13 protein-coding genes and 1 pseudogene are annotated in these 11918 nt (G+C 66.9%); all 14 read left to right on the top strand.

Annotated features, from left to right (window positions below; translation table 11 throughout):
- The first annotated feature begins 362 nt into the window (after positions 1-362).
- Positions 363-845 carry a Fe-S cluster assembly transcriptional regulator IscR gene (gene iscR, locus C5O18_RS02580; protein ID WP_105191304.1) on the top strand — a complete coding sequence of 161 codons (483 nt, stop codon included), beginning with the start codon at positions 363-365 and terminating at the stop codon, positions 843-845.
- 31 nt (positions 846-876) lie between these two features.
- Complete coding sequence (locus C5O18_RS02575) at positions 877-2094, top strand: IscS subfamily cysteine desulfurase (protein WP_105191303.1); 1218 nt, start codon at positions 877-879, stop codon at positions 2092-2094.
- Between the two features lie 35 nt (positions 2095-2129).
- Complete coding sequence (iscU, locus tag C5O18_RS02570; protein ID WP_105191302.1) at positions 2130-2516, top strand: Fe-S cluster assembly scaffold IscU; 387 nt, start codon at positions 2130-2132, stop codon at positions 2514-2516.
- A 27-nt stretch (positions 2517-2543) separates the two neighbouring features.
- Positions 2544-2867: an iron-sulfur cluster assembly protein IscA gene (gene iscA / locus C5O18_RS02565; RefSeq protein ID WP_105191301.1), complete on the top strand. Its 324-nt coding sequence runs from the start codon at positions 2544-2546 to the stop codon at positions 2865-2867.
- Between the two features lie 22 nt (positions 2868-2889).
- Positions 2890-3420, top strand: coding sequence for a Fe-S protein assembly co-chaperone HscB (gene hscB / locus C5O18_RS02560; RefSeq protein ID WP_158249244.1), 531 nt, complete (start codon positions 2890-2892; stop codon positions 3418-3420).
- Entirely contained in the window at positions 3420-5315 is a 1896-nt protein-coding gene (gene hscA, locus C5O18_RS02555) for a Fe-S protein assembly chaperone HscA (protein WP_105191299.1), read from the top strand. The genes hscB and hscA overlap by 1 nt, the downstream gene beginning before the upstream one ends.
- Positions 5316-5317: 2 nt before the next feature.
- A complete protein-coding gene (gene fdx / locus C5O18_RS02550) occupies positions 5318-5656 on the top strand; it encodes an ISC system 2Fe-2S type ferredoxin (RefSeq protein ID WP_105191298.1) in 339 nt (112 codons plus the stop codon).
- Positions 5657-5680: 24 nt separating this feature from the next.
- Positions 5681-5878, top strand: a complete 198-nt coding sequence (iscX, locus tag C5O18_RS02545; RefSeq protein WP_206389695.1) for a Fe-S cluster assembly protein IscX — start codon at positions 5681-5683, stop codon at positions 5876-5878.
- A 367-nt stretch (positions 5879-6245) separates the two neighbouring features.
- Positions 6246-6677, top strand: coding sequence for a nucleoside-diphosphate kinase (ndk, locus tag C5O18_RS02540; RefSeq protein WP_105191297.1), 432 nt, complete (start codon positions 6246-6248; stop codon positions 6675-6677).
- A 189-nt stretch (positions 6678-6866) separates the two neighbouring features.
- The gene (rlmN, locus tag C5O18_RS02535) at positions 6867-8117 is read left to right on the top strand and encodes a dual-specificity RNA methyltransferase RlmN (protein ID WP_105191296.1); all 1251 of its coding nucleotides are present in this window, start codon (positions 6867-6869) and stop codon (positions 8115-8117) included.
- Between the two features lie 53 nt (positions 8118-8170).
- Positions 8171-9208 (top strand): RodZ domain-containing protein, encoded by a 1038-nt coding sequence (locus tag C5O18_RS02530; protein ID WP_146089180.1) that lies wholly within the window; start codon positions 8171-8173, stop codon positions 9206-9208.
- A gap of 23 nt (positions 9209-9231) precedes the next feature.
- Positions 9232-10365, top strand: coding sequence for a flavodoxin-dependent (E)-4-hydroxy-3-methylbut-2-enyl-diphosphate synthase (ispG, locus tag C5O18_RS02525; RefSeq protein WP_105191294.1), 1134 nt, complete (start codon positions 9232-9234; stop codon positions 10363-10365).
- Between the two features lie 49 nt (positions 10366-10414).
- Positions 10415-11613, top strand: a pseudogene (hisS, locus tag C5O18_RS02520) (histidine--tRNA ligase).
- A 58-nt stretch (positions 11614-11671) separates the two neighbouring features.
- Positions 11672-11918, top strand: a 247-nt coding sequence (locus C5O18_RS02515) for a tetratricopeptide repeat protein (RefSeq protein ID WP_158249243.1), incomplete at its 3' end; no start/stop codon positions are given.

Below are 11918 nucleotides of genomic sequence, written 5' to 3'. Positions count from 1 at the left end.
GCCGCCGCCAGGGAGATTTCCGATACCGAGAAAAAGGCGCTGGCCACGATCAGCGCGAGAATGATCAGCAGTTCCTGCGTGAAGCTCACGTTGTGCTCCGGATGCGCATTCGGGCCGCATTATAGCGCGCCCGGGGCCGCTTCGGCGGGTCTGCCGGCATCACGGCGGCGGGCGCTGGCAGGTGAATGCGACGCGATCTCAACAAGTGCTTTGAAAGGTATGAAAATTATGCTTTCGCCCTCTGGTGTTCGGGGTGTGACCTCCCTAAAATCCCGACCGCTCCACTAGGCTAAATAGTTGACCTATTCACTCGGAATTAATATCCTACAAATCTGCTAGGGAATTAAGTCGGAGACTGAACCATGCGCCTGACCACCAAAGGTCGTTACGCCGTTACTGCCATGCTGGACCTGGCACTCAATGCCCAGAAGGGGCCGGTCAACCTGAGCGATATCTCGGAGCGCCAGTCGATCTCGGTGTCCTATCTGGAGCAGCTGTTCGCCAAGCTGCGCAAGAGCGCCCTGGTGTCCAGCGTGCGTGGTCCGGGCGGCGGCTATCAACTGGCGCGCACGGCCGGCGACATCTACGTGGCCCAGATCATCGACGCCGTGGACGAGTCCGTCGATGCCACCCGCTGCGGCGGGCAGGGAGACTGTCAGCAGGGTGCCACCTGCCTGACTCATGAGCTGTGGACGGATCTCAGCCAGCAGATTCATCACTTCCTGGCCAACATCAGCCTGCAGGAGCTGGTGAGCCGCCGCGAGGTGCAGGCGGTGTCCATCCGCCAGAGCGAGGTGCAGAAGCGGCGCGAACGTGCCGTCGACCCGCTGGCCCCGTTGTTCTGAGGCCGGCAAGACGAACCGACAGAGGTCATTCATGAATCGTCCGATCTATCTCGACTACTCCGCCACCACGCCGGTGGACCCGCGCGTAGCCGATGTCATGGTGAACTGCCTGCGCATGGAGGGGAACTTCGGCAACCCGGCGTCGCGTTCGCATGTCTATGGCTGGCAGGCGGAAGAGGCGGTCGAGACGGCTCGCGGACATGTCGCGGCGCTGGTCAATGCCGACCCGCGCGAAATCGTCTGGACTTCGGGCGCGACCGAATCGAACAACCTCGCCATCAAGGGCGTGGCCGGCTTCTACAAGAGCCGCGGCAAGCACATCGTGACCTCGAAGATCGAGCACAAGGCCGTGCTGGACACCTGCCGCCAGCTCGAGCGCGAAGGCTTCGAGATCACCTACCTCGACCCCGAGCCCGGCACCGGTCTGGTGCATCCGGCGGCGGTCGAGGCGGCGCTGCGCGACGACACCGTGCTGGTCTCGCTCATGCACGTCAACAACGAGATCGGCACCATCACCGACATCGCCGCCATCGGCGAGATCACCCGTGCCCGCGGCATCCTGTTCCATGTCGATGCCGCGCAGTCGACCGGCAAGGTCGACATCGACCTGGAAGCCCTGAAGGTCGACCTGATGAGCTTCAGCGCCCACAAGACCTACGGTCCCAAGGGCATCGGCGCGCTCTACGTCCGTCGCAAGCCGCGCGTGCGCATCGAGGCGCAGATCCATGGCGGCGGCCACGAGCGCGGCATGCGCTCGGGCACGCTGGCCACGCACCAGATCGTCGGCATGGGCGAGGCCTTCCGCATCGCGAAGGAAGAAATGCACGCCGAGCAGGATCGCCTGCGCGCGCTGCGCGACCAGCTCTGGACCGGCCTGCAGGGCCTGGAGCAGGTCTTTGTCAATGGCGACTTCACCCAGCGCATCGCCGGCAACCTGAACGTCAGTTTCAATTTCGTCGAAGGCGAGTCGCTGATCATGGCGCTCAAGGACCTGGCGGTGTCGTCGGGCTCCGCCTGCACCTCGGCCAGCCTGGAGCCGTCGTACGTGCTGCGCGCGCTCGGGCTCAGCGACGAAATGGCGCACAGCTCGATCCGTTTCACCCTCGGCCGCTTCACCACCGAGGCCGATGTCCAGTATGTGATCGGCCATGCCAGCCAGGCGGTCAACCGCCTGCGCGACCTGTCCCCGCTGTGGGACATGTACAAGGATGGCGTGGATCTGAATTCCGTGGAGTGGGTCGCGCACTGAGCGCGATGCCTGTCCGCACAGAGGAGTAGCACATCATGGCTTACAGCGAAAAAGTGATCGACCACTACGAGAATCCGCGCAACGTCGGCAAGCTCGACAAGTCGGATGATTCCGTCGGCACCGGCATGGTCGGCGCCCCGGCCTGCGGCGACGTCATGCAGCTGCAGATCAAGGTCAACGAACTGGGTGTCATCGAGGACGCCCGCTTCAAGACCTATGGCTGCGGCTCCGCCATCGCCTCCAGTTCGCTGGTCACCGAGTGGGTCAAGGGCAAGACCCTGGACCAGGCCGCCAGCATCAAGAACACCCAGATCGCCCAGGAGCTGGCGCTGCCGCCGGTGAAGATCCACTGCTCGGTGCTGGCCGAAGACGCCATCAAGGCAGCCATTTCCGACTACCGCCGCAAGCACGGCGCCGCGTAAGCGGACGCCGCCAGACTGGAGAAGCCCGTGGCCATCACGCTGACCGAATCCGCCGCCCGTCATGTCACCAGCTGCCTGGAAGGGCGCGGGCAGGGCCTTGGCGTGCGCGTCGGCGTCAAGACCTCCGGCTGCTCCGGCCTGGCCTATGTGCTCGAGTTCGTGGACTCGGCTGAAGCGGCGGATGCGATCTTCGAGTCCTTCGGTGTCAAGGTCGTGGTCGACCCCAAGAGCCTGGCCTACCTCGACGGCACCGAAATGGACTTCGTCAAGGAAGGCCTGAACGAAGGCTTCAAGTTCACCAATCCCAACCAGAAAGGCGAGTGCGGCTGCGGCGAGTCCTTCACCGTCTGAAGCGAGTCTGCAGGAGTCCCTCGTGGATCTGACCACCAACTACTTCAGCCTGTTCGGTCTGCCGGTCGCGTTCGCGCTCGACGCCGCGGCCCTGCAGCCGGTCTGGCGCGAGCTCCAGCGCAGTCATCACCCCGATCGCGTGTCCGGCGACGACGCCGCCGCGCAGCAGTTCGCCCTGCAGATGTCGGCGCACGTCAACAGTGCCTACGAGACCCTTCGCGACCCGGTGCGCCGCGCCCGCTACCTGCTGGATCTGGCTGGCCACGGCATCGACAGCGAGCGCGCCACGGTCGCCGACACCGATTTCCTCATGGCGCAGATGGAGCTTCGCGAGCAGCTGGAGGACGCCTCGGCGCCGCATGAGCTGGACGCGCTGGAAGACGAGGCGAGGGACTGGCTGGACAACCTGCTGCGCGAGTTCCCGATCGACTATGCCGCCGAGGACTGGCACGAGGCTGCCGACACCCTGCGCAAGATGCAGTTCATGCAGCGCCTGCTCGACGAGATCCGCGAGCAGCGCGAGCGCCTCGAAGACGAACAGGACGATTTCTGATGGCATTGCTGCAGATCGTCGAGCCGGGCCAGAGCCAGGCGCCGCACCAGCACCGCCTGGCCATCGGCATCGACCTCGGCACCACGCACTCGCTGGTCGCCACGGTGCAGAGCGGCCTGCCGCGCGTGCTGCCGGACGAGCAGGGCAGCGTGCTGCTGCCGTCCGTGGTGCGCTACCTTGCCGACGGCCGCGTCGAGGTGGGCGAAGCGGCTCGCCTGGCCGCCGCCGGTGACGCGCTGAACACGCTGGTGTCGGTCAAGCGCTTCATGGGTCGCGGTGTCGAGGCTGCGCAGCAGCTCGGCGAGCGCCTGCCCTATGACCTGGTCGCGCATGACAGCGGCGTGCCGTATTTCCGCACCGTCGCCGGTGACAAGAGCCCGGTCGAAGCATCGTCGGAGATCCTGCGCGTGCTGCGCCAGCGCGCCGAGCAGGCCTTCGGCGGCGAGCGTGCCGGCGAGCTCGCCGGTGCGGTCATCACGGTGCCGGCCTATTTCGACGAGGCCCAGCGCCAGGCCACCAAGGACGCCGCGCGCCTGGCCGGCCTCAAGGTGCTGCGCCTGCTCAACGAGCCCACCGCCGCCGCCGTGGCCTACGGCCTCGATCACGCCGCCGAGGGCGTGCATGCCATCTACGACCTGGGTGGCGGCACTTTCGACATTTCCATCCTGCGCCTGAATCAGGGCGTGTTCGAGGTGCTGGCCACGGGCGGCGATTCCGCCCTCGGCGGCGATGATTTCGACCATGCCATCGCCGGCTGGATCATGGCCGGGGCCGGCATCGCCAACCCCGATGCCGAGGTGCAGCGCCGCCTGCTGCAGACCGCACGCAAGGTCAAGGAGGCCCTGAGCAGCCGCGAGTCGGTGACGCTCAACCTGGCCGCCGGCACCGGCGGCGCGCCGGCGGACTGGCAGGACACGCTCACCCGCGAGCACCTCGAGGCGCTGATCGCGCCGCTGGTCGACAACACCCTGCGCGCCTGCCGCCGTGCCCTGCGCGATGCCGGCCTGAAGCCGGCGGACATCGCCGAGGTGGTGCTGGTCGGCGGCTCCACGCGTGTACCGCTGGTGCGCCGCCGCGTCTCCGAGTTCTTCGGCCGGCCGGCGCTGGATCATCTCGACCCGGACCAGGTGGTGGCCATCGGTGCCGCCGTGCAGGCCAATGTGCTGGCCGGCAACAAGCCCGACAGCGACATGCTGCTGCTCGATGTCATTCCGCTCTCGCTGGGTCTGGAGACCTACGGCGGCCTGGTGGAGAAGGTCATTCCCCGCAACACCACCATTCCGGTCGCGCGGGCGCAGGAGTTCACCACCTTCCAGGATGGCCAGACCGCCATGAGCCTGCATGTGGTGCAGGGCGAGCGCGAGCTGGTGGCCGACTGCCGTTCGCTGGCGCGCTTCGAGCTGCGCGGCATCCCGCCCATGGTGGCCGGCGCCGCGCGCATCCGTGTCAGCTTCCAGGTCGATGCCGACGGTCTGCTCAGCGTCAGCGCCGAGGAGACCACGGCCGGCGTGCGTGCCGATATCGTGGTCAAGCCGTCCTGGGGACTGGCCGACGACGATATCCTGCGCATGCTGCGCGAGTCGCAGGAGCTGGCCGTCGCCGACATGCGCGCGCGCGCGCTGCAGGAGGCGAGGGCCGAGGCCGAGCGCCTCTGGATCGCCATCGAAGCCGCGCTGGCCGCCGATGCCGCGCTGCTCTCCGGCGCTGAACAGCAGGCGCTGAGCGATCGTCTGGCGGCGCTCAAGGCGCTGGCCGCCGGCAATGACGCCGGCGCCATCACCGCCGCCACCGAGGCGCTCAACCACGCCAGCGAAGATTTCGCCGCCCGCCGCATGGATGCCGGCATCCGCACCGCCATGGCCGGCAAGACGCTGAACCAGTTCGAGGAACACTGACCATGCCCCAGATCATCCTGCTGCCGCACCACGAGATCTGCCCGCAAGGCGCGGTCATCGAGGCCGAGCCGGGCGAGACCATCTGCGATGCCGCGCTGCGCCAGGGCATAGACATCGAGCATGCCTGCGAGAAATCCTGTGCCTGCACCACCTGCCATGTCGTGGTGCGCGAGGGCTTCGAGTCGCTGAACGAGCTCGACGAGCTGGAAGAGGACCTGCTCGACAAGGCCTGGGGGCTGGAGGCGGAGTCGCGCCTGTCCTGCCAGGCCGTGGTCGGCGACGAGGACCTGGTGGTCGAGATTCCCCGCTACACGCTCAACCACGCTTCCGAGCGCCACTGATCGCCATTGCGCGAGGAGACCGACATGAGCCTGAAGTGGACCGATTCGCTGGAGATCGCCATCGCCCTGACCGAGGCGCATCCCGACATCGACCCGACCACGGTGCGTTTCACCGATCTCATGCAGTGGGTGATCGCGCTGCCCGATTTCGATGACGACCCGCGCCATTGCGGCGAGAAGATCCTCGAGGCCATCCAGATGGCCTGGATCGACGAGGTCTGAGTCGTTCGGGTCTTGTCTGCATCGCCCATGCAGACAGCGCGCTGCAACGACCGCTGGTGCAGTGACCTGAGGGTCGCTTGAATCCCTGTTCCTGCTACGACGGTGCTTTGCTTCAGCGTGTAGCCCGATTTCGGGGTGGGTGTGGCGGAAACCGTCATGCGCCATGGATGGCGCATGCGAGCCCCCATGGATGGGTTCACGGCGTGTTTCCGTCACACCCACCCCGGACTCGGGCTATTCTCGCCAAGGCAAAGCAATCGCCAGACCGGCAGCAAAGATCGTCCGACAATCCCGTGGCGGCCGCTTGAAAGCGCACGTATAATGCGCGCCTCGGAATTCAACCATTGCCTGACTGGAGCACATCACCATGGCGATCGAACGCACCCTGTCCATCATCAAGCCGGATGCCGTGGGCAAGAACGTCATCGGCGAAATCTACAGCCGTTTCGAAAAGGCCGGCCTCAAGATCGTCGCCGCCAAGATGAAGCACCTGTCCCAGGCCGAAGCCGAAGGCTTCTACGCCGAGCACCGCGAGCGCGGCTTCTTCAAGGATCTGGTCTCCTTCATGACCTCCGGTCCGGTCGTCGTGTCCGTGCTGGAAGGCGAGAACGCCGTACTGGCCCACCGTGACATCCTGGGTGCCACCAACCCGAAGGATGCCGCCCCGGGCACCATCCGCGCCGATTTCGCCGTCAGCATCGACGAGAACGCCGCCCACGGCTCCGATTCGACCACCTCCGCCGCCCGCGAAGTCGCCTACTTCTTCAGCGCGCTGGAAGTTTGCCCGCGTACCCGCTAAGGTACGCGCAGGCACGGAGCGGGGTGGCAACGCCCTGTTTCGCGTGAAAAAAACGGGTCGAGACCATGGTTTCGCCCGTCACATCACGAGGCCGCAGCACTCCGGTGCTGCGGCCTTTGCGCAAGCGGAACCTCTGCGGATCGCCGCAGGCCCACGACATAATTGGTGTAGCAACCGGTCGAGAGCATCATGAGTGAAGCAACGCCCGCCGTCGTCACGGCGACCTCCGCACTGGCGAACGCCGCTGCCCCGCAGGCGGGCACGCCCGTCGCCGACGCGTCAGCCCGGGTCAACCTGCTGGGCATGAGCCGCCAGCAGATGGAAGACTTCTTCGCCACCATCGGCGAGAAGAAGTTCCGCGCCGGCCAGGTCATGAAGTGGATACACCAGCAGGGCGTCAGCGATTTCGCTGAAATGACCAACCTCGCCAAGTCGCTGCGCGTCAAGCTCGAGCAGTTCGCCGAGGTGCGCGCGCCGGAAGTGACCTACAAGCACTTCTCCGCCGACGGTACCCGCAAGTGGGTGATCAAGGTCGGCGAGAACGCCATGGTCGAGACCGTGCTCATTCCCGACGGTGACCGCAAGACCCTGTGCGTGTCCTCGCAGGTGGGCTGCGCCCTCGACTGCAGCTTCTGCTCGACCGGCAAGCAGGGCTTCCAGCGCGACCTGACGCCGGCCGAGATCATTGGCCAGGTCTGGATCGCCAACAAGTCCTACCTCGACGAAGGCGAGTTCAGCGGCCGCAATGCCCAGGGCGAGCTGACGCGCACGCGCGCGCTCACCAACGTGGTGATGATGGGCATGGGCGAGCCGCTGCTGAACTTCGACGCCGTGGTGCCGGCCATGGACCTCATGCTCGACGACTTCGCCTACGGCCTGTCCAAGCGTCGCGTCACGCTGTCGACCTCGGGCGTGGTGCCCATGCTCGACAAGCTCACGCAGACCATGGACGTGTCGCTGGCGGTGTCGCTGCACGCGCCCAACGACGAGCTGCGCGACGAGCTGGTGCCGATCAATCGCAAGTACCCGCTCAAGGATCTCATGGCGTCCTGCCGCCGCTGGCTGGTGCACCATCAGGGCAGCGAGGTCGGTCGGCGCAAGGTCACCATGGAATACGTCATGCTCGATGGCGTCAACGACCAGGACGTCCACGCGCGCCAGCTCATCGAGCTGCTGCGCGACGTGCCGAGCAAGATCAACCTGATTCCCTTCAATCCGTTCCCGCATGCGCCTTATGGCAGCACGCCGCGGGCGCGGATCGTGGAATTCCAGAATCAGCTCATCCGCGCCGGCTTTACCTGTACCATCCGGACCACGCGCGGTGATGACATCGATGCCGCCTGCGGCCAGCTGGTCGGCCAGGTCAAGGACCGCACCCGGCGCGCCGAGCGCTGGCAGGCGCGCAATCGCGACAATGAAATCCTGAGAACCCGGAACTGACGAACCCCATTCGAGGAACGATCGCCGTGAACCCTTCCGACGAGCCGCAGAACATGACTCAGGAAACCCCTTCCGCCACGCCGGCGGCATCGTCCGGTCGCGCCTCGCCGGGCGAGCGGCTGGCGCAGGCGCGCGCGCAGCGCGGCCTGACCGCCGAGCAGGTGGCGCGCGAGACCAATCTGTCGCTGCGCTACGTGCAGGCGCTGGAACAGGATGACTACGATGTCCTGCCCGGGCCGGCCTTCATTCGCGGCTACCTGCGCCGCTATGCCCAGCTGGTGCAGCTGTCGCCGGACACCCTGGTGGCGGTCTTCGACGAGCTCTGGAGCAGCCGCGCGCCGGCGCCGGTGCAGCAGGAGCCGCTCAAGGCCGGTGTGCTGCACGCCGGCGGCGAGTCCCTGCACACCGGCAGGCGTCCCGGCTTCATGGTCATCCTGTCGGGTGCCGTGTTGGCCCTGCTGGTGGTCGGCAGCCTGTTCTGGAACAGCGGCGACCACGCCTCCGACATCGACGTGGTGGCGCCGCTGGAGCAGGACGTGACGTTGCCGCCGTCGCCCGAAGCGCCGCTGGTCGATCCCGCCCAGCTGGTGCCGCCGGCCACTCCGGCACTGCCCGGCGATGTGCCGCCGGCCGAGGCGGGCACGCAGCCCGCGACGACCGACGAGCAGCCGGCCGCCGCGCCGGTCATCGACGCACTGCCGGCCGAGCCCGCGCGCCCGGCGGCATCCGTGCCGCGTCCGGCCACGCCGGTGACCACGGTCGCCCCGGTGGTGCCGGCGAATCCGGCCGCCACCCCCTCCGCCCAGGGTTCGGTGGTCATTCCGGCCACCCCGGCGGCTGCCGGTCCGCGCATCGACACGCTCAGCTTCACCTTCACCGGCCGCTCCTGGATCAGCGTGCGTGACGCCACCGGCCAGGAACTGGTCTACGGCCTGAAGAACCAGGGCCAGGTCGTGGCTGTCACGGGACAGCCTCCGTTCTCGATCAATATCGGCAACGTCAAGGCCACCTCGCTCAGCCGCAACGGCCAGCCGGTGAACCTCAAGCCCTACACGCGCGGCGAGATCGCCAGCTTCAGGCTGACGAACTGAGCCGGCAGGAACAGGACAGAACCATGCACGAGTCGCCCATCAAGCGTCGCCAGACCCGCAAGATCCGGGTCGGCAGCGTCTTTGTCGGCGGGGATGCGCCGATCACGGTGCAGACCATGACCAATACCGAAACCTGCGATGTCGCGGCCACGGTTGACCAGATCCGCCGCTGCGTCAGCGCCGGCGCGGATATCGTGCGTGTGTCGGTGCCGTCCATGGAGGCGGCCGAGGCCTTCGGACTGATCCGCCAGCAGGTGCCGGGCGTGCCGCTGGTGGCCGACATCCATTTCGATCACCGCATTGCCCTGGCCGTGGCCGAGAAGGGCGTCGACTGCCTGCGCATCAATCCGGGCAACATCGGCTCCGACGACAAGGTCCGCGAGGTCGTGGCGGCGGCACGCCACCACGGCATCTCCATGCGCATCGGCGTCAACGCCGGTTCGCTGGAGAAAGACCTGCAGAAGAAGTACGGCGAGCCCACCGGCGAGGCGCTGCTGGAATCGGCCATGCGTCACATCGACATCCTCGACCGCCTGAACTTCCACGAGTTCAAGGTCAGCGTGAAGGCCTCCAACGTGTTCCTGACGCTGGATGCCTACCGCCTGCTGTCGGCGCAGATCGACAACCCGCTGCACCTGGGCGTGACCGAGGCCGGCGTGTTCCGCTCCGGCACCGTGAAGTCGGCCATCGCGCTCGGCGGCCTGCTGCTCGACGGCATCGGCGACACCCTGCGCGTGTCGCTGGCGGCGGAGCCGGAGGACGAGGTCAAGATCGGCTTCGACATCCTGAAGTCGCTGGGCATCCGCTCCAACGGCATCAACTTCATCGCCTGCCCGAGCTGCTCGCGGCAGGAGTTCGATGTCATCCGCGTCATGAACGCGCTCGAAGCCCGGCTGGAAGATATCCGCACGCCCATGGACGTGTCGGTGATCGGCTGCAAGGTCAACGGTCCCGGCGAGGCCAAGGAAGCCGACATCGGCGTGGTCGGCGCCGCGCCGCGCTCGCTGGTCTATCGCAACGGCGAGAAGAGCCACCTGATCGACACCAGCCGCCTGGTCGACGAGATCGAGGCCATGGTGCGTGCGCGCGTAGCCGAGAAAGAGACCGAGAAGGCGGCCGAAGCGGCCCGCCTGATCGTCAGGGCCGCATCCGAATGAAACACCCGGCGGCCACGGTCGCTGGCCGCAAGTACAGGAATTCGCGACAATGAGCCGCATCAACGCCATCCGTGGCATGAACGACATCCTGCCTGACGCCACGCCGCGCTGGCAGCAGATCGAAGACATCCTGCGCCGCCTCATGCAGCGCTACGGCTACAGCGAGATCCGCCTGCCGGTGGTGGAGCCGACGCCGCTGTTCAAGCGCGCCATCGGCGAGGTCACCGACATCGTCGAGAAGGAGATGTACACCTTCGAAGACCGCAGCGGCGAGTCGCTGACCCTGCGGCCCGAAGGCACGGCCGGCTGTGTCCGTGCCGCGCTCGAGCACGGCCTGACCCACAACCAGAGCCCGAAGCTGTGGTACACCGGCCCCATGTTCCGCTACGAGCGGCCGCAGAAGGGGCGCTACCGCCAGTTCCACCAGTTCGGCGTCGAGACCTTCGGCCAGGCCGGCCCGGACATGGATGCCGAGCTCATCCTGCTCACCGCGCGCCTGTGGCGCGAGCTGGGCCTCAGCGACGCGGTCACCCTGGAGATCAACAGCCTGGGCGAGCCCGAGGCGCGCGCGGTCTACCGCAAGGCGCTGGTGCAGTACCTGGAGCAGCACCGGACCCAGCTCGACGACGACTCGCAGCGCCGCCTCACCAGCAACCCGCTGCGCGTGCTCGACAGCAAGGATCCGGGCACGCGCCAGATCCTGGTCGGCGCCCCGAAGCTGACCGACTACCTGGACGAGGACTCGGTCCGGCATTTCGAGGCGCTGCGCGCACAGCTCGATGCCTGCGGCATCGCCTATGTGGTCAACCCCAACCTGGTGCGTGGCCTGGACTACTACAACAAGACCGTGTTCGAGTGGGTGACCACGGCNTGGGCTTCGCCATCGGCCTCGAGCGTCTGGTGCTGCTGCTTGAAGCACTGCGCCCCGGTACGCCGGAAGCCGATGCCGACGTTTTTGTCATGGCGCCGGGCGAGGGCGGCGGCATCGCCGCGATCAGCCTGGCGGAGCAGCTGCGTGATGCCCTGCCGGCCCTGCGAATCGTGTATAACTGCGGCGGTGGCAGCTTCAAGTCGCAATTCCGCAAGGCCGACAAGTCCGGCGCCCGCCTCGCGCTCATCCTGGGCGAGGAAGAAGTGGCGAACGGCACCGTCGGCATCAAATGGCTGCGCGAAACACGTGACCAGCTGACCTGCGAGCGCGCGGCCGCTGCCGACGCGGTGCGCCAGGCGCTGGGCATCACCGGCTGAGGTTTCCGGACGGAAAATTTTTGCCATGCCCGGGCGGGCATGAAACGAGGGGATGGGTGTGGCTTACAACGATGACGAAACACTGGATCAACTGAAGACCTGGTGGCAGCGCTACGGCACGCCGCTGCTGCTGCTGATCGCCGCGCTGCTGTTCAGCGTCGCCGGCTGGAAGTGGTGGAGCAGCAAGTCGCTGAACGATGCCACCGCCGCCCAGGGTCTGCAGCAGCAGCTGCAGGCGGCCTCGCAGCGCCTGTCGCTGAACGCCGAGGACAAGGCCGCCAATACCGAATTCCAGCGCATCGGCC

It is taken from the genome of Amnimonas aquatica, assembly GCF_002943415.1.
In the GTDB taxonomy this organism is placed as follows: Bacteria; Pseudomonadota; Gammaproteobacteria; order Pseudomonadales; family Moraxellaceae; genus Perlucidibaca; species Perlucidibaca aquatica_A.
The sequence above is the reverse complement of the archived record's forward strand: the minus strand, read 5'-3'. Positions and strand labels throughout refer to the sequence as shown.

Coding starts and splice junctions, on each gene's coding strand:
- iscR (WP_105191304.1), top strand. CDS start 363: ATGCGCCTGACCACCAAAGGTCGTTACGCCGTTACTGCCATGCTGGAC.
- C5O18_RS02575 (WP_105191303.1), top strand. CDS start 877: ATGAATCGTCCGATCTATCTCGACTACTCCGCCACCACGCCGGTGGAC.
- iscU (WP_105191302.1), top strand. CDS start 2,130: ATGGCTTACAGCGAAAAAGTGATCGACCACTACGAGAATCCGCGCAAC.
- hscA (WP_105191299.1), top strand. CDS start 3,420: ATGGCATTGCTGCAGATCGTCGAGCCGGGCCAGAGCCAGGCGCCGCAC.
- fdx (WP_105191298.1), top strand. CDS start 5,318: ATGCCCCAGATCATCCTGCTGCCGCACCACGAGATCTGCCCGCAAGGC.
- iscX (WP_206389695.1), top strand. CDS start 5,681: ATGAGCCTGAAGTGGACCGATTCGCTGGAGATCGCCATCGCCCTGACC.
- ndk (WP_105191297.1), top strand. CDS start 6,246: ATGGCGATCGAACGCACCCTGTCCATCATCAAGCCGGATGCCGTGGGC.
- rlmN (WP_105191296.1), top strand. CDS start 6,867: ATGAGTGAAGCAACGCCCGCCGTCGTCACGGCGACCTCCGCACTGGCG.
- C5O18_RS02530 (WP_146089180.1), top strand. CDS start 8,171: ATGACTCAGGAAACCCCTTCCGCCACGCCGGCGGCATCGTCCGGTCGC.
- ispG (WP_105191294.1), top strand. CDS start 9,232: ATGCACGAGTCGCCCATCAAGCGTCGCCAGACCCGCAAGATCCGGGTC.